Here is a 19,988-nt window from a genome sequence, read left to right as displayed (position 1 = left end):
TCCTTGTCGGGTGAAAAACTTCAGGGCATCCTGGAAACCGGCTGCAGCAACAAACCACGGGCGCGCGCACTCCTGCCGCCTCTGGCATGTCATTCGGGTGTTACCTCCTTAGTCAGGTGAGTGGGCCGTGGGCAGATGGCGGAATCAATTCATTGCACGCGGCGGACAATGAACGGGCCGCACGGCCCAGCAGGTGGCGAGCGGTCGGCCCCGGCTTCGCGGTTCGCGCATGAACTGCGGCGGCATGACGTCATGCTGCGGAACATCGATCGCTTGCATAGGCATGTGTCTCCAATTCTTCTTCTGGCGCCTGTGAATGCAGGTTGGGTGCAATCAGCCAGCGGACAGGCTTGATGCGGCGCCGGATGAGAAGCTGTTCATCCGCGCGCATCATTGATGACATCTTTGTTCATGGACGCGCCAAGCTCTATGCGAAGGCGCTACTTTTTTGCGTGCCATCAAATGGCGTGGCGCGACGGTTACGCAGGAGCGTCGCAGCCGTGCGACACACGAAACAGGAAGTCGAAGCCCGCTGCCTGCGCTGCGGCGTGCGCGGGTCAACAATGATGCAAACGTTTGAGAAGGGACGTGTGGAAGGAGAGCGTTGATTGAGAAAGCTCATGCAGCCGAACGAGACTGCGGTGGCGGATACGGTCTTCTCATCCGCAGGCGTGAATCGATGCCGGCCATGTCAAGCGCGACTGTTTATTCCATGTCGCGCGGGCAAGTGTGCCAGGCACGGCATGCCTCCAGGCAGCTGGTGGTCCGCCACATCCCGGTTTGCGGTTGCTGCCGGACACTCGCCCGCGATTGCTGCGTTGCCCATCCTCGCGATAGCAACACTATCGCTCCGGTGGGTGCCTTGCACTCGCCGCCGATTGCCTCGGCATCAACCACAAACCGGGATGTGACGGACCACTAATCTTCGCCGCGCGCCTTTGCCTTCAGCTCAGTATATTTCCGCGCCGATCCATACGACTGATCAACGGGATAGCGTTGTGCATTCTTCGCGATCTTCTCCTGCGCTGCCTGCAGCAGGTCGATACCGCTTTCCTCGGCAACCAGCAGCAGGTACAGAAGCACGTCCGCGCATTCGTCCTTCAGCGCCTGGCGAAATTGCTCGTCGCTGTTCAGCGACGCCAGCTCCTCATCGGTCTTCCATTGCGTCAGTTCCAGCAGTTCGGCCGCTTCGAGGTTGAGCGAGATGATGAGGTTCTTCAGGGTGTGGAACTGTTTCCAGTTCCTGTCATCACGAAAGCGGATCAGCAGCTTGCGGACTGTGTCGAGGGTAGTCATGGCGTGCGCGTCTGAGATGTCGACAAAAGGAGCATGCGGAAGAGAACACGAAAGAGCGGGGACATGCGAACAAGTATAGTCCCCGCTCACTTCTCCGACGCATATGAGTGCGACGCCATGAGTGCGGTGAATTCTCCCGCCGGCACCGGCTTGCTGAACAGGTAGCCCTGCATCTCGTCGCAGGCGTGCGCGCGCAGGAAGTCTTCCTGCTCCGGCGTCTCGACGCCTTCCGCCACCACGGTGAGCTGCAGCGTCTTGCCCATTGCGATGATGGCCTCGGTCAGCGCCTTGTCTTCGACGTTGGTGGCGAGGTCGCGAATGAAGGAACGGTCGACCTTGAGCGTATCGATGGGGAAATTCTTCAGCTGGCCGAGCGATGAATAGCCGGTGCCGAAGTCGTCGATCGCCAGGCGCACGCCCATCGCCTTGATCTTGCCGAGCAGCTTCAGCGCATGCTCGGCATTCTGGATCACGGTGCCTTCGGTGATCTCCAGTTCGAGCAGATGCGGCGCCATGCCGGTCTCCTTGAGAATCGCGGCGATGTCCTGCACCAGGCGTTCATCGATGAACTGGCGGGCCGAGAGATTGACCGCCATGCAGATCGGCGGCAGGCCCATGCGCTGCCATGCGACATTTTGCGCACAGGCGGTCTTGAGCACCCATTTGCCGATCTGCACGATCAGGCCGGTATCTTCCGCAATCGGAATGAAGCGCGCCGGCGACACCGGGCCGAGCTCCGGATTGTCCCATCGCAGCAAGGCTTCAACACCGGTGATGCGGCCCTGGCTGAGTTCGCGCTTGGCCTGGTAATGCAGGGTGAACTCCTTGCGTTCCAGTGCGCGGCGCAGATTGGTTTCCAGTGCGAGGCGTTCCAGCGACTGCGCGCGGATGTCGCTTGAGTAGAACTGGTAGTTGTTCTTGCCTTCGTCCTTCGCGTAGTACATTGCGATGTCGGCATTCTTCATCAACGCCTGCTCGTCCTCGCCGTCCTGCGGGAACACCGCAATGCCGATGCTCGCGGTGACATGGCAATCGCGCCCGGCGAGCGCAATCGGCTTCGTCGCCGCGGCCAGAAGCTTGCGCGCCACGGTCGCCACCTGGCTGGACTGTTGCATGTCCTGGATCAGCACCACGAATTCATCGCCGCCGAGGCGGGCAACCACATCGCTTGCGCGCAGCGCCTTCTTGAAGCGCTTGCTGATTTCCTTGAGCAACTGGTCGCCGACCTCATGGCCGAGTGAATCGTTGATGAACTTGAAGCGGTCGAGATCGATGAACAGCACCGCGCACTGCCGGTCGTAGCGGTACGCGGAAGCGACGGCGGTGGAAACCAGGTGGCTGAACATCACGCGGTTCGGCAGCCCGGTCAGGCTGTCGTGCGTGGCCAGATGCTGGATGCGTTCCTCCGCGATCTTCTGTTCGGTGATCTCGCGCGACACGCCGCGATAGCCGAGGAAGCTGCCGCTGCCGTCAAAGACGGGCTCGCCGCTGACACTGATGTAGTACGGCCGGCCGTCGGCGAGCGTGCGGTGCATGATGATGTCGCGGAAGGGCTGGTGCGCGGAAAGCAGGTCGCGGTGCGTCTGCCATCCGCCCAGGCCTTCGATCTCGAGCTCGGTCTCCCAGGGGCGCTTGCCGAGGAAGGATTGCTGCGTCGATCCGGCCCGCGCGTGCCGGCTTTCCATGCGCGCGTAGCGGAATTCCGCATCCTGCTCCCAGTACCAGTCGGAAGAAAGATTGGTCAGCGCGCGAAAGCGCGCCTCGCTCTCGCGCAACGCATGCTCCATGCGGCGGCGCTCGGTGACGTCGCGCAGGATGCCGCGGAACCCGAGGGCGGTGCCGTCGAGGTTGCGCACCAGCTGCACCGAACCTTCGCCGGTGACGATGCTGCCGTCCTTGCAGATCATTTGCCAGTCGAAGCTGTGTGCGGGCACGCCGGTGCGGTAGACCTCGTTGAAGGTGGCGAAGACGCTGGCGGCGGCATCCGGCGGCTGGAAGCAGCGGTTGTTCTGCCCGATCAGTTCCTCGGCGGTGTACTTCAGCATCCGGCAGAATGCGCCGTTGCACTGGACCACATTGCCTTTCAGGTCGACTTCGTAATAGGCTTCCTCGATGGTTTCCAGGATGCTGCGATATTTCGCCTCGCTTTCGCGCAGTGCCTGTTCGGTCTGGCGGCGAGTGGTGACATCGCGCAGCATGCCGCGGAATCCCGTGGCTTCGTTGCACAGGTCGCGCACCAGGTGCACCGAGCCTTCTGCAACCACGATGCTGCCGTCCTTGCGGCGCATGATCCAGTCGAAATTCCGGGCCGGCACACCGGTGCGGTAGACCTGATTGAAGGCAGCGTAGACGTTCGCGGCGACCTCGGTCGGCTGCAGCTCGCGGTTGTTGCGGCCGACCAGTTCCGCCGCCGTGTAGCCGAGCATGCGACAGAACGCGCCGTTGAACTGGACAACATTGCCCTTCAGGTCGACTTCGTAATACGCGTCCTCGATCGACTCCAGAATGTCGCGGTATTTTTCTTCATTGGCGCGCAGCGCTTCGATCGCGCTGTCGCGCTGATCGCGCGCCTCGTTTCCTGCGCGGTTACTCACGGTATCTCCTCCGTTGTAATTTTTTGTATAGCGACGCGGGCGGGGCGCCCGTCACGTTTCCGCCCGAGCGTCTGGCGCTTCTTATCTGGAACCGGGGGAAGATATTACGCTGATTTCAGGGATATTGTTATAGGGAAATATTCTTGAGGGGATTAACCGTGTGCGCTCTTCGCAACAAGGTAAAAATTGCCTGTTTGGCATTACTCCGATGCGATTGGAATGGTAATTCAGTTGCTGAGGCGCAACCATACCGATACCATGGATATCAACTGTATCCACAAGGCACTTCGACATGCATCACCGGCTCACGGCGTTCTTCCCGCGCGGCGGAACGAATCACCGCTTGCGCGCCGCCACGGCGCTCGCCCTCGCAACCCTTGTCAGCATGCTTGCCGCCGCATCCTTGCCGGCCTGGCTGGTGGTCGTACTCGCCCTCGGCCTGGGTGCGCTGGGCTTTTTCGCCGTCACGAAACCCGGGATGCAGACCGACGAGGCGCTGCGCGAACCCGAACGCATGTTCCGCAATTTCGTCGAGCAGTCGCTGGTCGGCCTGTATGTCGTCCAGGATGGCAAGATGGTCTATGCCAACAGCAAGTCCGCCGAATTGCTTGGTTACGGCTCTCCGGAAGAGCTGGTCGGCACGCCGGTCGCGCTCCTCACGCATCCCGACGACCTGTCCATGCTTCAGGAGAACCACCGCCGCCGCCTGTCCGGCGAAGCGCAAAGCCTGCGCTACAGCTATCGCGCGCTGCGTCGTGACGGCGGCGTGATCTGGGTCGACGTGCACGGGAGCACTTGCGACTACGAGGGACGGCCGGCGATCATGGGCGTTGCGCTCGATGTCAGCCGGCAGGTCGAATTCGAATACCAGTCGCGCCTGGCCAACCGCGTGTTCGACTCCGCCAGCGAAGGCATCGTCATCACCGACGCCGAATGCCGCATCGAGGCAGTCAACCCGGCCTTCACCCGCATCACCGGCTACAGCGCCGCCGAAGCCACCGGCAAGTTTTCGCGCATGATGACTGGCCACGGCGCCGAGCTGAACCACGACATGCTGGAGCACCTCGCGCGCGACGGCCACTGGCAGGGCGAAATGCTCGACCGCCGCAAGAGCGGCAACTGGTATCCCGCCTGGCTGTCGATCTCCACCGTGCGCGATGCGGACAAGGACATCACCAATTACGTCGGTGTGTTCACCGACAACACCAGCCGCAAGGAAGTCGAAACGCGCCTGCAATTCCTGGCCAGCCGCGACAGTCTGACCGGCATGCTGAACCGCAACGGCATGATGACGCATTTCGCGCAGCAGGTCGAAGCCGCACGCGCCGCCGACCGCCAGATCTCCGTGCTGTTCATCGACCTCGACCGCTTCAAGACGGTCAATGACACGCTCGGCCACCTGGCCGGCGACCAGCTGCTGGTCAGCGCTGCCGACCGCCTGCTGCGTCAACTCCGTGAAGGCGACGTCGCGGCACGCCTCGGCGGCGATGAATTCACCGTGTTGCTGGAGGAACCGCCCTCGTCCACGATGGCCGGCGAACTGGCGGAACGCGTCATCGCCAGCATGGCGCAACCCTTCATGATCGACGGCCAGGAAATGTTCGTCACAGCCAGCATCGGCATCGCCTGCTATCCGGCCGATGGCCATGACGCGGACACTCTGCTGAAGAACGCCGACGTCGCGATGTACCGCGCCAAGCAGCGCGGCCGCAACACCTACCAGTTCTTCACCGCCGACATGAACACGCGCGCCTTCGAGCAGCTTCTGCTGGAGAACAGCCTGCGCCACGCGCTCGAACGCGGCGAATTCGAGCTGCATTACCAGCCGCAGATCGATGCCGCAACCGGCAGCATCGCCGGCGTGGAAGCACTGATCCGCTGGCGCCATCCCGAGCTGGGTCTGGTGCTGCCCGGCACCTTCATTTCACTGGCCGAACAGAACGGCCTGATCGTGCCGATCGGCGCCTGGGCCCTGCAGGAAGCCTGCCGCCAGGGCAAGGCATGGCTGGACACCGGATTCCGCTTCGGCCATGTCGCAGTCAATCTCTCCGCCAAGCAGTTCTCCTCCGGCGACCTGCTCGACACCATCCGCGGCGCGCTCGACCGTAGTGGTTTGCCTGCATCGATGCTGGAGCTGGAGATCACCGAAAGCACCATCATGCACAATCCGTCGGAAGCGCTGCTGCTGCTCGAGCGCATCCGCGACATGGGCGTTGCGCTTTCCATCGACGACTTCGGCACCGGCTATTCCTCGCTGGCCAGCCTCAAGCAATACCCGCTCGACAGCCTCAAGATCGACCGCAGCTTCGTCAAAGGCATACCCGGCGACGCCGACGACATTGCGATCACCGAAGCCATCATCGCCATCGCACGCAAAATGCGCCTCAAGGTCGTGGCCGAAGGCGTGGAAACCGCCGAACAATCCGACTTCCTGCGCAAGGCCGGCTGCGACATGGCCCAAGGCTACCTGCTCGGCCGGCCAATGTCCGCCGCCGACCTCGTACGTCAGTTTCCGTCTTCCTGAGTTCGCTTCAGGGTCTGTCCACGGAAAACACAGAAAACACGTAAGGATTCGGTCAAAAACCTTGCGTGTTTTTTGTGGTGCGCCGGCTGTCGTTCGCGGATAAGCTGAAGTGAGAGATCACCGGTCGGCAAAGTCGTTTGTCCACGGAAAACACAGAAAGCACGGAAAGGATTCGGTCAAGAACCTTACGTGTTTTTTCTGGGGCGCCGACTGCCGTCGGTGGACAAGCTGAAGTGAGAAATCACCGGTCAGCAAAATCATTTGTCCACGAAAGACACTCGGCGTGCCCCACGAAAGACACGAAAAAAATCTTTTGTGTTTTTTGTGTTTTTCGTGGACAAGCTGAAACGGTAGCTCATCCTCCAGCCTCGGAAAGATCCACGGAAAACACAGAAAGAATTAGATCAAGAACATTCCGTGTTTTTCGTGTTTTCCGTGGACCCAAGCTTTTTTTTAAACACAAAAAAGCCCGCAAACCTCTCGGCTGCGGGCGTAAATCCAACTCTTGGAGGGAGTGGAGGAGACTCTTTTGCTGGAAGCTGCATGGTGGCGGCTTCCGGTTCATTCGCTGCTGTCAGCCGCCGAAGTGGACCGCTTGCGCCTTGCGTGCTTCCTGGATCGCTTCCTTGCGCACTTCGTCGCGGGTGCGGGTCGAGGCAACGTTGGTGAACTGGACGTATTCCTGGTTGCCGCTGGCGGCGGTCTGGCCGGCCGCGTAGGCTTGTTCCAGTTCGGCGCGCACTTCGGTGCGGGATTTGCCCGGCAGCGCAGCGGCCTTGAATTCGACGTATTCGGTGTTCTTTGCCTGCTGTTCGGCCGGCGTTGCGTTCTTCATTTCGGCGATCACTTCCGCGCGCGTCTTGGTCGAAGCGTGGTTGCTGAAATCGACGTAGGGATAGGTTTGGTCAGCGAGAGCCGAGCCGGCGGCGGTCAGTACGGCGATAGCGGCGATCAGTTGTTTGGCATTCATTTTGTTTCTCCACAGGGTGTTTGATGACTCCGGGCTCGGCGGTCTGGCTATATGTGCCGTCGGGTCCTGCCGTCGAGAGTCGCACTGCGTTTTCTGTTGTGTGCTCATCGATGACTGCAGTGTATCGACTGGAGACTGTTTGAAAAACAGGAAATGATGCAATGCAGAATTGCGGAATCAGGAATAATCCGCAGAGAGGAGGCGGTCTGCGAGCGAACGGATTTATTCCGCGTCTTGCCCGGCCCTGGCCCGGTGCTGGTAGGCGACCTTGATGACGGTCTTGCGGATGGTGTTGAGTACCGTCGCCGACTTGAAGGGCTTGACGATGAATCCGTGCACGCCGCGTTCCACCGCACCCTGCACCGCCGCCGGGTCGAAGCTGCCCGACACCATGAACAGCAGCGTCTTCGGCAGGCCGGCGCGCACCGTGTCCAGCCGTTCGAAACCTTCGGCATCCGCCTGGCCGATATCGATGCACACCATCTGCGGCTTCAGCTTGATCATGGCCGCGAGGCCCGCCGAGCTGGTGCTGGCGTCGCCCACCACATCAAAGCCGCCGTCAACCAGGACAGATGTCAGCAGGTTGCGCGAAATGGCATTGGCATCGATAACGACCACTTTGAGCATGGATGGCGGTTTCCTTGTTCTTGAGCCGAAGCGGGATGCTCCGGTGTCTCCAATTCCCGGTTTCCCGTAGTTGAATTCCTGTTATTGCCTTGCGGACACGATGCAATAGTGTCACGCTTCCGCGCCTTCCGCAATCGGCTTTGAATGCACAAGCGGGTGTGGATTTCCTCAAACTCCGGAAAAAAACAGATTGGCGCCCGTGGCCGGCGCAGTATCATGAAACTGCTGGTTCGCAATCGTACTTCAGGAGGCAAGCATGTACCGCAAAATACTGGTCGCCTATAACGGCACGCCGGAAAGCCGTCTCGCACTGCAGGAATGCATACTCATGGCCCCCGGACCCATGGCGCAGGTGCATCTGCTCGCCGTCGTGGCGCCGTCGCCCATCGTGCTGGCAGGCGAGTTCGTCGCTGCCGTGCCTACGCTGGATGAAGAGCAGGCCGAAAGGGAGGCGATGGAACAGGTGCTGCAGGCCGGACGCAAGCTCCTCGCCGATGCGGGACTCAACGTCCTTACCCACCTGGAAGCCGGCGAACCGGTGAATGTGATCGCCGACCTGGTGAACAAGCACGGCATCGAACTGGTGATCGTTGGGCATTCCCGCCAGAAGCCCTTCGCCATGCGCTGGTGGCGCGGCTCGATGGACGCCGTGCTGGTGGACAAGATCCGCTGCAGCGTGCTGGTAGCGGCAGATCCCAAGCCGGGCGTCTGAACTTTACAGGAAGCGGTCCAGTAGCTTCCGGCTGGCCTTGTCCAGCGCCTGCACGTCGCGGATCAGGAACTGCACGCCATGACTGTCCGCGATCAGCAGCGTGTCCTGCGCGATGCGTCGGATGTCTTCTTCGCCTTTCAGTACGAAGCTCGCCTCGCCGCGGTCAGTCTCGACCTCCCAGGTACTCGGCACCGCGAAGGTCGATACATGCCGGATGCTTTTGATCACCGGCAGGAATTCCCGGTTTTTCAATTCTTCTTCGAGCAGCGCGCGCGCCGGCGCGGGCAGTTCGTTCAGGCTGTCGATCCATGCCAACTCGTGGCCGTCCGCATCGACCAGCGCGATGCCGGAATCGGGCGCGGCGATCGGGAAGGCGCGCACCGGCACCACGCCTTCATGCACGCCCTCGGACGAGGTGAAGACCAGCTTGCCGAAGGCGTTGCGGCTCAGTTCAAACTTGTTCATGCGGCATCTTCCCGTAGGTCTGCGAGCGCCTCGGTCTCGGCCTGGCGCTGCTGCGCCTGGTAGAGGCGGTAGTACGCGCCTTCGCGCGCCAGCAATTCCTCATGCTGGCCGACCTCGACCACTTGCCCCTTGTCGAGCACTACGAGGCGATCGGCCTGGCGCAGCGTGGACAGGCGGTGCGCGATGGCGATCGTGGTGCGTCCGCGCACCAGGTTGTCGAGCGCCTTCTGGATTTCCTTCTCGGTCGAGGTGTCGACCGACGACGTGGCTTCATCGAGGATCAGCAGTTGCGGATCGATCAGCAGCGCACGCGCAATCGAGATGCGCTGGCGCTCGCCGCCGGAAAGCGTCTGGCCGCGCTCGCCGACCAGCGAGTCGTAGCCGTGCGGCAGGCGCAGGATAAACTCGTGCGCATTGGCCGCGCGCGCCGCCGCGATGATCTCCTCGCGCGTTGCGCCCGGCTTGCCGTAGGCGATGTTGTCGGCGATCGTGCCGAAGAACAGGAAGGGCTCCTGCAGTACCAGGCCGATATGGCGGCGGTATTCGGTGATCGGCAGCGAGCGGATATCCACGCCGTCGACCAGGATCGCGCCGTCCGACACGTCATAGAAGCGGCAGATCAGGTTCACCAGCGTGCTCTTGCCCGAACCGCTGTGGCCGACCAGGCCGATCATCTCGCCCGGCTTGATCGACAGGTCGACGCCGCGCAGCACCGCGCGGTTGCCATAACGGAAACCGATGTTGCGGATGTCGATGCGGCCTTCGATGCGCTCCAGGTGCACCGGGTTCTGCGACTCCGGCACGGAGGACACATGGTCGAGGATGTCGAAGATGCGCTTGGCGCCGGCGGCGGCCTTTTGCGTGACCGACACGATGCGGCTCATCGAATCGAGACGCGTGTAAAAGCGGCCGATGTAGGCGAGGAAGGCGGTCAGCACGCCGACGGTGATGTCGCCCTTCGACACCTGCCAGATGCCCACGCCCCACACGATCAGCAGGCCGATCTCGGTGAGGAAAGTGACTGTCGGTGAAAACAGCGACCAGACCTTGTTGACGCGGTCGTTGATCAGCAGGTTGTGCCGGTTCGCTTCACGGAAGCGCGCCGCTTCGCGCTTTTCCTGCGCGAAGGCCTTCACCACGCGGATGCCGGGAATGGTGTCCGCCAGCACATTGGTCACTTCGCCCCATACCCGGTCGATCTTCTCGAAGCCGTGGCGCAGCTTGTCGCGCACCACGTGGATCATCCAGGCGATGAAGGGCAGAGGCAGCAAGGTCACCAGCGCCAGCCACGGATTGATCGATACCAGGATCACCGCCGTCATGCCGATCATCAGCACATCGGTCGCGAAGTCCAGCAGGTGCAGCGAGAGGAACACGCAGATGCGGTCGGATTCCGAGCCGATGCGCGCCATCAGGTCGCCGGTGCGCCGGCCGCCGAAATATTCCAGCGACAGCCGCAACAGGTGCTCGTAGGTGGCGGTGCGCAGATCCGCGCCGATGCGCTCCGACACCAGCGCGAGGATATACGTGCGCGCCCAGCCGAGCCCCCACGCGACCAGTGCTGCGCCGAACATGCCCGCCAGGTACATGCCGACGAGCATGATGTCGATTTGCTGGCCGTTCTGGTAAGGAATCAGTACCTTGTCCATCAGCGGCATGGACAGGTAGGGCGCGACTAGCGTCGCGGCGGTGGATGCCAGCGTCAGCAGAAAGCCGGCGAGCAACTGGCCCTTGTAGGGCCTGGCGAAGCGCCACAGGCGGAACAGCGTCCAGGTCGAGGGCGGCGTGTGGATCTCGCGCGTACAGATCGGGCATTCTTCCTGCCCCGGCGGCAGCGGCGCCTTGCAGCTCGGGCAGACGGCCTGCTCCGGTTCTTCGACCGGCGTGCCGGTCAGCGCCGCATCGCGCTGCTGCTCGAAATGGTCGATCAGGCGCAGCGCTTCGGGATTGTGGCCGAGCGTGTAGCGCCAGACTGCGAGCCGTCTTGTCTCGTCCTGCAGTTCCAGCGTGCCGACGCCGGCGTGGTCGTGGTGTGCCAGCGCGAGATGCGGTCCATACGCACTATACGACCACTCCTTCCAGTCGCTGTCGCTGGCAGCCCTGGCAAGCAGGCGACGGTTGGTGACGACCACGACGCCCGGCGCGAAGCGCAGCCCGCCATCGAGGTCGAGCTCGACGCTTGCGACGGCGGTCTCGTCGGCGCGCAGGCAGGTTTCAAGCTCGTGTTGCCAGCGTGCAGGCACGGCATGTTTGGCGGGCAACGCGGTGGAGGATTCTGTGTTCATGAAAAGCCTGAGTATGCAAACAAGCGGGCAAACAGCAGTGTATTGTTTGCAGAATATAAAGTATTTCCGTTGCGCACTCACATGGATGCGCGTCGATGTGGCGCTAAGTATACCGAGAGGCGATAATGTTGTTCTCGGCTATTTAGTTCCATCCGCGATAATTTTTCCGGCGTCCAGTAAACTATTGCCCACGGAAAGCGTTTAGAACGCATGACAGGCCGACAAAGAGACACAGCCGTTACCCACAAAAGGCCTTTACCTTCAGCCTCAGTATTCAATGAACAAGAAAACCATTGAGATCATCAATGTGATGTCTCTGCGCGGACCGAACATCTGGACTTATCGTCCGGTCATCGAGGCGTGGGTCGATATCGGTGATCTGGAAGATTCACCATCCAACACGATTTCCGGTTTCTATGAGCGCTTGACCAACTGGTTGCCCGGCCTGGTCGAGCACCGCTGCGGCATCGGCGAGCGCGGCGGTTTCCTGCAGCGCTTGCGCGAAGGCACTTGGCCGGCGCACATCATGGAACACGTGATGATCGAGCTGCAGAACCTGGCCGGCGTGCAGACCGGATTCGGCAAGGCGCGCTCGACCTCGAAGCGCGGCGTGTACAAGGTGACCGTGCGCGCGCGCTACGAACAGGTCAGCCGCGTCGCGCTGCAGGCTGCGCGCGACCTGGTCATGGCCGCGATCGAGGATCGTGAGTTCGATGTGGCCGCTACGGTCGAGAACATGCGCGACCTGGCCGAAGCGGTTGCGCTCGGGCCCAGTACGGCCAACATCGTCGACGCCGCGACCGATCGCAGCATTCCGCACATTCGCCTGAACGACGGCAACCTGGTGCAGTTCGGCTATGGCAAGCGCTCGCGCCGCATCTGGACTGCGGAAACCGATCAGACCAGCGCGATCGCCGAAGGCATCTCCAGCGAAAAAGACCTGACCAAGACTTTGTTGAGCTCCTGCGGCGTGCCGGTGCCGGAAGGCCGCATCGTGCGCGATCCGCAAGATGCCTGGGAAGCCGCGGAGGACATCGGCCTGCCCGTCGTGGTCAAGCCGTCTGACGCCAACCACGGCCGCGGCGTGTCGATGGACCTGAATACGCAGCAGGAAGTGGAGGCCGCCTTCAGGATGGCCGACGAGGAAGGCAGCGACGTGATGGTCGAGCGTTTCGTGCGCGGCGATGAGCACCGGCTGCTGATCGTCGGCGGCAAGCTCGTCGCCGCCACCAAGGGCGAGATCGCCACCGTGACGGGCGACGGCGCCTCAACCGTCACCGAACTGATCAACACGCAGATCAACACCGACCCGCGCCGCGGCGAGCACGAGGATTTCCCGCTCAGCCTGATCACCTACGAGGAAGACCCGACCGTGCTGCTGGTGCTGGAACGCCAGGGCTACACGCCGGACTCGGTGCCGCCCGCCGGTAAGACCGTGCTGATCCAGAGCCGCGGCAACCTTGCCTTCGACTGCACCGACGACGTGCACCCGGAAGTCGCCGCCGCTGCGTCGCTCGCTGCGCGCATCGTCGGCCTGGACATCGCCGGCGTCGACCTGGTGGCCGAGGACATTTCCCGCCCGCTGAAAGAGCAGGGCGGCGCCATCGTCGAGGTCAATGCCGGCCCCGGCCTGCTGATGCACATCAAGCCCGCCAGCGGAAAACCGCGCCCGGTCGGCCAGGCCATCATCAATCACCTGTTCCCGCAGGATGACAACGGTCGCATCCCGATCGTCGGCGTGACCGGCAGCCATGGCAAGACCATGGTGGCGCAACTGGTGGCTGGCATGCTCAGGCTGCGCGGCGCGAATGTCGGGCTGGCCTGCAGTGACGGCCTGTTTCTGCGCGAGCGGCAGATGGACAAGCACGATTGCGCCAACTGGGCCGCCGCGCGACGCGTGCTCATGAACCGCGTGGTCGAGGCGGCGGTGCTGGAAAACAGCTATCGCACGATCCTCACCGAAGGCATTGCCTATGACCGTTGCCGGGTCGGCGTGGTCACCAATCTCGATCCGGAGGGAAGCCTGCCGGACTTGTACATCGAAGACGCCGACCAGATGGCCAATGTCGCCCGCACGCAGGTTGATATCGTGCTGCCCGAGGGCGTCGCGGTATTGAATGCCGCCGATGCGCGCGTGGCCGACATGGCACGCCTGTGCGATGGCAGCGTGATCTTCTTCAGCGTGTCGCCGGACGCAGCGCCGCTGGCGGCGCATCGTGACAACGGCGGGCGCGCGGTATTCGTGCGCGACGGCCAGATCATGCTGGCGACCGGCAAGGAGGAAACATCGCTCGTCAAGCTCGACCGGCTGGTAGCAGCGGGTATCGACAAGCATCCCCACGTGCTGGAAAACATCCTGGCGGCGGTTGGCGCCGGCTGGGCGCTCGATATCGACGCGGACTTCCTCCTGGCGGCGGTCGAAAGCTTCGGCTATGGCAGCGCGGCATAAGAAGGCGTGAAGAACAAACGGCCCGCGCTCGACGGGCCCATGTAACAGGCATGGCTGCCGCGCCCGGGCGGCCACGCGCACAAGGAACATACTGATGGAAATTTCGCGTATCCGCGCCCTGCGCGGCCCCAATCTCTGGAGTCGGCACACGTCGATCGAAGCCATTGTCTCGTGCACCGAGACCGAGCGGAACATCGCCGGCCTGCCGCAGTTCGAGGCGCGCCTGCGGATGCGTTTTCCTGAAATCAAATTCGTCGAGCCGGTCAGGGACGGCGTTCCCGTATCGATGGCGCATGCGCTGGAAGCCGCCGCGCTCAACCTGCAGGCGCAGGCCGGCTGTCCGGTGACGTTCTCTCGCGCCGTGGAAACCGTGCAGCCCGGTACTTACCAGGTGGTGGTCGAGTACACCGAAGAACCCGTCGGCCGGCTGGCATTCGAGATGGCGGAGCAACTGTGCCGCAGCGCGCTGGACGACACGCCCTTCGATCTGAAGGAGGCACTGTCGCGCCTGCGTGAACTGGACGAGGACATCCGTCTCGGCCCGAGCACCGGCGCCATCGTGCAGGCCGCCGTTGCACGCGGCATTCCCTACCGTCGCCTGACCGAAGGCAGCATGGTCCAGTTCGGCTGGGGCAGCCGGCAGCGCCGCATCCAGGCCGCCGAAACGAGCCGCACCAGCGCGATTGCCGAATCGATTGCGCAGGACAAGGAACTGACCAAGATGCTGCTCAACGCCGCCGGCGTGCCTGTGCCGAACGGCCGCGCGGTGACCGATGCCGAGGATGCGTGGACGGCCGCGCAGGAAATCGGCGGCCCGGTCGTGGTCAAGCCGCGCGACGGCAATCAGGGCAAGGGCGTCGCCGTCAACGTCAGGACGCGCGAGGAAGTGCTGGTCGCATTCGATGCCGCCTATGCGATCAGCTCTGACGTGCTGGTCGAGCGCTACATCACCGGACATGATTTCCGCATGCTGGTGATCGGCAGCCAGCTCGTCGCCGCCGCGCGGCGCGCGCCGCCGCAAGTGATCGGCGATGGCGAGCACACGATCAGTCAACTGATCGAAGAGGTCAACAAGGACCCGCGCCGCAGCGAAGGCCACGCAACCTCGCTCACCAAGATCCGCCTCGACGACATCGCGCGCGCCACGCTGGCGAAACAGGGATACACCGAAAAGAGCGTTCCGCCCAAGGGTGCGCAGGTGGTCCTGCGCAACAACGCCAACCTCAGCACCGGCGGCTCCGCCACCGACGTGACCGATGACGTGCATCCCGACGTCGCCGCGCGCGCCGTGGAAGCCGCGCAGATGGTCGGCCTCGACATCTGCGGCGTGGACGTGGTCTGCGAAAGCGTGCTCAAGCCGCTGGAAGAGCAGGGCGGCGGCATCGTCGAAGTCAATGCCGCGCCCGGCCTGCGCATGCACCTGCAGCCCTCGTTCGGCAAGGGGCGTGCAGTGGGCGAAGCCATCATTTCCTCGATGTTCGGGGAGGGCGACGATGGGCGCATCCCGGTGGTCGCGGTGGCCGGCACCAATGGCAAGACCACCACGGTCAAGCTGACCGCGCACATCCTCACCGTCAACAAGTATCGCGTCGGCATGACCGGCACCGATGGCGTTTACGTCGGCAGCGAGCGCATCGACACCGGTGACTGCAGCGGCCCGCGCAGCGCGCGCAACGTGCTCCTGCATCCCGACGTGGATGCGGCCGTCTTCGAGACCGCGCGCGGCGGCGTGTTGCGCGAAGGCCTCGGATTCGACCGTTGCAACGTCGCGGTCGTCACCAACATCGGCGAAGGCGACCACCTTGGCCTGAATTTCATCACCACGGTGGAAGACCTTGCCGTCGTCAAGCGCGTGATCGTGCAGAACGTCGCGCCCAGCGGCGTGGCGGTGCTCAATGCCGCTGACCCGATGGTCGCGACCATGGCCGCTGTCTGCCCCGGCAGCGTCACCTTCTTCGCGAAGGATGTGCAGCATCCGGTGATGACGGCGCATCGCGCGCAGGGCGGGCGCGTGGTTTACGTCGACGGCAACGAGATCGTGGCGGCGGAAGGCAAGAATGCGGTGCGCATCCCGCTGGCGGATATTCCGCTCACGCGCAACGGCAGCATCGGCTTCCAGGTCGAGAATGCGATGGCGGCGATCGGCGCGGCATGGGGGCTTGGCATCGACTGGAACACGGTGCGCGCCGGCCTGAAGACCTTCATCAGCGATGCGCAGAGCGCACCAGGGCGCTTCAACCTGTTCTCCTACAAGGGTGCGACGCTGATCGCGGATTACGGGCACAATCCGGACGCGATGCAGGCGCTGGTGAAGGCCGTGGAAACCATGCCGGCCAAGCGCCGTAGCGTCGTCATCAGCGGCGCGGGTGACCGTCGTGATGAGGATATCCGCCGCCAGACCGAAATCCTTGGCGATGCCTTCGACAGCATCGTCCTGTACGAGGATCAGTGCCAGCGCGGGCGGGCGGATGGCGAAGTGATTGCGTTGCTGCGCGAAGGGTTGGCGCATGCGCGGCGCGCGAAGTCGGTCAAGGAGATCAAGGGGGAATTCGCGGCGATCGATGCGGCGCTGGCGGATTTGTCGGAAGGGGATCTTTGTTTGATCCTGATTGATCAGGTGGAAGAGGCGCTGGCCTATATTGGAGCGCGGGCGACGCAGTGATGCGCACTTGTCATTCCCGCGAAGGCCTTGGCGGCGCTGCGGGAATTCAGGGGGATGTTGTTGATTCTCTCTTCGGTGATTCAGTGCCTTGTGCTCTCCGTGGAGACTAGCCGGGGGCGGCCCGGCAGCCGCTCACTTTTCTTGTCTCGCCAAGAAAAGTAAGCAAAAGAAGGCGACCGCACCTCGCTGCCCCTTCGGGGTTCCCGGCAAATCGGACGCCGAAGCGGGAAGCGAAACAAACTCGCCTTCGGCTCAGACAGGTTTCGCTTCTTTATCCGCTTCGCCGCCCGATTTGCCGGCAGCTCACAGCGGGAACGGCAACAGCCTCTATGTGCTATCCCATATCCATCAAATGGGTGCGGCAAATCATCCATGCACAAACAATCTCAAGGACATCAGTCCAATCCCCAGCGCAATCGACGTGAGCGCCAGCCGCTGCAGCCGGTCGGTCTTGGCCTTCCGTGCACGGACTCGCTGGAGGAAGTGGCGGTTTTTGCGGCGACGCATCGGCACTCCGTTGGTGTGGGTGGAGCGTCATTGTGCCGGTGGCGTGTGCGGCGGAATCTGATTTTTCGCAAGGATGATGTCTTTGCGACAAGTTTTTCACGCATGCTGCATTGAAACGCAGGGTGAGGGGCACTACTCCGGCCGCAGGCGGATCAGCTCTCCCTTCTCTTCGTCAGTCAGCACGTAAATCAGGCCATCGCGCCCGACGCGCACGTCGCGGATGCGCTGCTTCCTGTCCTGCAGCAGCTTTTCTTCCTTCACCACCTTGTTGCCCCGCAGTTCGATGCGGTCGAGATAGCGGAATTTCAGCGAGCCGACGAACAGGCTGCCTTTCCATGCCTTGCCGTATTTGTCGTTGAGCAGGAAGGCCATGCCCGATGGCGCGATCGATGGCGTCCAGTAGTGCAGCGGCTGCTCCATGCCTTCCTTCGCAGTGATGCCTTCGCCGATCTTTCCGCCGCCGTAGTTTTCACCGTAGGTGATGACCGGCCAGCCATAGTTCTTGCCGGCTTCCGGGCGATTGATTTCATCACCGCCTTGCGGGCCGTGCTCGTCGATCCAGAGCTTGCCGTCGGGGCCGAGCGTCATGCCTTGCGGATTGCGATGGCCGTAGCTCCAGATTTCCGGTCGTGCGGATTTCCTGTTGACGAAAGGATTGTCAGGCGGGATGGAACCGTCCTTGTGAATGCGGATGATCTTGCCAAGGTCGCTGTCGAGCTTCTGCGCGTCGTCCATGTGCGTGAAGCGATCGCCTACGCTCAGGAACAAGGTGCCGTCGCCATTGTCGACGACGCGACAGCCAAGATTCAGGTTGCCCTTGACCTGGGGCTTCGCGCTGAATAGGACCTTCACCTGTTCGAGCCGCTTCGCATCCTCCGGCAAATGCGCTGTTGCCAGTGCGATGGTGCTGGTTCCGGATGAGGAGCCCGGCTCGACGTAGCAGAAATAGATGGCGCGGTTATGCGCGAAATCGCGGTCGGTAATGAGGTCGAGCAATCCGCCTTGCCCGCCGACCTCGACCTTGGGCACGCCTGCCAGTGGCGGCTCCAGCTTGCCGTCGGCCTGCACGACGCGCATACGGCCCGGCCGTTCCGTCACGAGCATCCTGTCATTGCCGATGAAGGCGATGGCCCAGGGATGCTCAAGCTCGCGCGTGAGTACCTCGGGCCGGATGCTCACGGACTGTGCTGCCGCCGCAACCGTGCACAACGCGAGCAGGAGCAGGCCGTGCGCTTTCATCGCCTATTCCAGCGGCGCTGCCGATGCGGTTTCATCCTTCACCGTGCCGCGCGGCGCGCCGCGTTGCGCCAGCTCCGCCTGCGCCGCCAGCATTTCGCTGCCCAGGCTTGCGCGCTGGTCCGCGTCGAGCAGCTTGCACACCGCGGGAAACAGATGCTCCTCCTCTTCATGGTGATGATGCTCGGCCTGCTCCTTCAATACCTTGAACTTCGCCTCGAATGCCTTCTCCTCGGGATCGAGTTCGAGCAGGTCTTTCAGGAGCCGCTTGAGCGACAGATGCTCTTCCAGCGCTTCCAGCAGGTCGTCTTCGGTGCGTGCACGATGCACGGCGGGGTAGAACACCTCCTCTTCCGATTTGATATGCACGGTCAGCAGGTCGGCTGCCTTGATGAACAGCGCTTTTTTCGCGACGCCGGTTTCCGCGTTACGAACGAGTGCGAGCAGGTGTTCCATCTCGCGATGTTGCGCGACGAGCACCGCCACGGCGTCGGTTTCCTTGTCGATCATTGATGCGCTCCAGATATGTTATTCAAACAAGTTAGAGGCAGGGTGGCAGAACTGGTTCAGCAACAAGGGATTGCTCAATAGGACACGCCTCAAGGACATGCTCCAACGAAAAAATCCTGCTCCGCTTAAAATTGCCGGATTGCCTTGCCATGAAAAAACGATGAACAGCCGCAAACCGCTCGACTCACTTGCCATTGGATTGATGCTGGCGCTGTGCGTGATATGGGGCCTGCAGCAGGTCGCGGTGAAGCTGGCGGCGCCTTTCATGGGGGCGGTCATGCAGATCGGGGTACGCTCGCTCGCGGCGGCCTGCCTGGTGCGCGTGATGGTCTGGTGGCGCGGCGAAAGGCTTGACCTGCGCGACGGCACATTCCTTCCCGGCATCGCGGCGGGCGTGCTGTTCGCGCTGGAATTCCTGTCGGTTGCGCTCGGCCTGCAATACACCACCGCGTCGCACATGTCGGTGTTCCTGTACACCGCGCCGATTTTCACGGTGCTCGGCCTGCACTGGAGCATTGCCGGCGAACGGCTCGGCAGGCTGCAATGGGTCGGCGCGCTGGCCGCGTTCGCCGGCATCGCGCTTGCATTTTCCAACGGCTTCACCGCGCATTCGCGCAACTGGTCCGACATGCTGTTCGGCGATGCGCTCGGCGTGCTCGGCGGGATCTTCTGGGCCGCGACCACCGTGCTCATCCGCCGCTCCTCGCTCTCGGAAGCGCCGCCTGCCACCACACTCCTGTATCAGTTGAGCAGTTGCGGCGTGATTCTGACGGCGATTGCGATGCTGAACGGACAGGCCGGCAACATCGTGCTGAATCCGGTCGTCTGGGGCAGCCTGTTCTTCCAGTCGGTGATCGTCGCGTTCTTGAGTTTCCTGATCTGGTTCTGGATGCTGCGCCGCTACCTCGCATCGCGGCTCGCGGTATTTTCCTTCCTGACACCGATGTTCGGCGTCGGGTTCGGCGTATTGCTGTTGCACGATCCGCTCGACCTGCGATTTGCCGCCGGCGCCGTGCTCGTGATGGCCGGCGTTGTCATGGTGAACATGCGGAAATAAATTCTGCCGGGGCGGCACTTTTTATCGCGACGATTGCCCAAACATGGGTTCAGGCGGGCCGCACGACGCGGTACGCCAAGTCGCATGTTGAGGA

General features: G+C 62.6%; 13 protein-coding genes. 5 read left to right on the top strand and 8 right to left on the bottom strand.

Annotated elements, in window-relative coordinates:
• Window positions 1-918: 918 nt before the first annotated feature.
• Window positions 919-1,296: a nucleotide pyrophosphohydrolase gene (locus VJ698_RS18805; protein ID WP_324104335.1), complete on the bottom strand. Its 378-nt coding sequence runs from the start codon at window positions 1,294-1,296 to the stop codon at window positions 919-921.
• 86 nt (window positions 1,297-1,382) lie between these two features.
• Window positions 1,383-3,890, bottom strand: coding sequence for a sensor domain-containing protein (locus tag VJ698_RS18800; RefSeq protein WP_324104334.1), 2,508 nt, complete (start codon window positions 3,888-3,890; stop codon window positions 1,383-1,385).
• A gap of 292 nt (window positions 3,891-4,182) precedes the next feature.
• Between VJ698_RS18800 and VJ698_RS18795 the strand changes: the two genes are divergently transcribed.
• A complete protein-coding gene (locus tag VJ698_RS18795; protein ID WP_324104333.1) occupies window positions 4,183-6,414 on the top strand; it encodes a putative bifunctional diguanylate cyclase/phosphodiesterase in 2,232 nt (743 codons plus the stop codon).
• A 574-nt stretch (window positions 6,415-6,988) separates the two neighbouring features.
• Here the strand turns inward: VJ698_RS18795 and VJ698_RS18790 are convergent.
• Both VJ698_RS18790 and VJ698_RS18785 read right to left on the bottom strand, forming a co-directional pair.
• Entirely contained in the window at window positions 6,989-7,384 is a 396-nt protein-coding gene (locus VJ698_RS18790) for a DUF4148 domain-containing protein (protein WP_324104332.1), read from the bottom strand.
• A gap of 222 nt (window positions 7,385-7,606) precedes the next feature.
• Window positions 7,607-8,011, bottom strand: coding sequence for an ANTAR domain-containing response regulator (locus VJ698_RS18785; RefSeq protein WP_324104331.1), 405 nt, complete (start codon window positions 8,009-8,011; stop codon window positions 7,607-7,609).
• A 256-nt stretch (window positions 8,012-8,267) separates the two neighbouring features.
• Between VJ698_RS18785 and VJ698_RS18780 the strand changes: the two genes are divergently transcribed.
• Window positions 8,268-8,723, top strand: a complete 456-nt coding sequence (locus VJ698_RS18780; RefSeq protein WP_324104330.1) for a universal stress protein — start codon at window positions 8,268-8,270, stop codon at window positions 8,721-8,723.
• A 3-nt stretch (window positions 8,724-8,726) separates the two neighbouring features.
• Here the strand turns inward: VJ698_RS18780 and VJ698_RS18775 are convergent, their stop codons facing one another.
• The gene (locus VJ698_RS18775) at window positions 8,727-9,188 is read right to left on the bottom strand and encodes a DUF1854 domain-containing protein (RefSeq protein ID WP_324104329.1); all 462 of its coding nucleotides are present in this window, start codon (window positions 9,186-9,188) and stop codon (window positions 8,727-8,729) included.
• The gene (locus tag VJ698_RS18770) at window positions 9,185-11,473 is read right to left on the bottom strand and encodes an ABC transporter ATP-binding protein (protein ID WP_324104328.1); all 2,289 of its coding nucleotides are present in this window, start codon (window positions 11,471-11,473) and stop codon (window positions 9,185-9,187) included. Before VJ698_RS18770 ends, VJ698_RS18775 begins: the two co-directional genes overlap by 4 nt.
• 277 nt (window positions 11,474-11,750) lie before the next feature.
• Between VJ698_RS18770 and cphA (VJ698_RS18765) the strand changes: the two genes are divergently transcribed.
• Window positions 11,751-13,922 (top strand): cyanophycin synthetase, encoded by a 2,172-nt coding sequence (gene cphA / locus VJ698_RS18765; protein ID WP_324104327.1) that lies wholly within the window; start codon window positions 11,751-11,753, stop codon window positions 13,920-13,922.
• A gap of 94 nt (window positions 13,923-14,016) precedes the next feature.
• Window positions 14,017-16,584 (top strand): cyanophycin synthetase, encoded by a 2,568-nt coding sequence (cphA, locus tag VJ698_RS18760; RefSeq protein ID WP_324104326.1) that lies wholly within the window; start codon window positions 14,017-14,019, stop codon window positions 16,582-16,584.
• Between the two features lie 639 nt (window positions 16,585-17,223).
• Here the strand turns inward: cphA (VJ698_RS18760) and VJ698_RS18755 are convergent.
• Together VJ698_RS18755 and VJ698_RS18750 are read right to left on the bottom strand one after the other, a co-directional pair.
• On the bottom strand, window positions 17,224-18,330 hold the full coding sequence (locus VJ698_RS18755; RefSeq protein WP_324104325.1) for a PQQ-dependent sugar dehydrogenase: 1,107 nt from the start codon (window positions 18,328-18,330) through the stop codon (window positions 17,224-17,226).
• A 3-nt stretch (window positions 18,331-18,333) separates the two neighbouring features.
• Window positions 18,334-18,837 (bottom strand): hemerythrin domain-containing protein, encoded by a 504-nt coding sequence (locus tag VJ698_RS18750; protein ID WP_324104324.1) that lies wholly within the window; start codon window positions 18,835-18,837, stop codon window positions 18,334-18,336.
• Window positions 18,838-18,997: 160 nt separating this feature from the next.
• Between VJ698_RS18750 and VJ698_RS18745 the strand changes: the two genes are divergently transcribed.
• Window positions 18,998-19,894, top strand: coding sequence for a DMT family transporter (locus tag VJ698_RS18745; protein ID WP_324104323.1), 897 nt, complete (start codon window positions 18,998-19,000; stop codon window positions 19,892-19,894).
• The last annotated feature ends 94 nt before the right edge of the window (window positions 19,895-19,988 follow it).

Origin of the sequence: Noviherbaspirillum sp. (assembly GCF_035254685.1) — a bacterium.
Lineage (GTDB): Bacteria > Pseudomonadota > Gammaproteobacteria > Burkholderiales > Burkholderiaceae_D > Noviherbaspirillum.
Note: the sequence above shows the minus strand (reverse complement) of the source record. Positions and strands in the feature narration are given on the sequence as shown.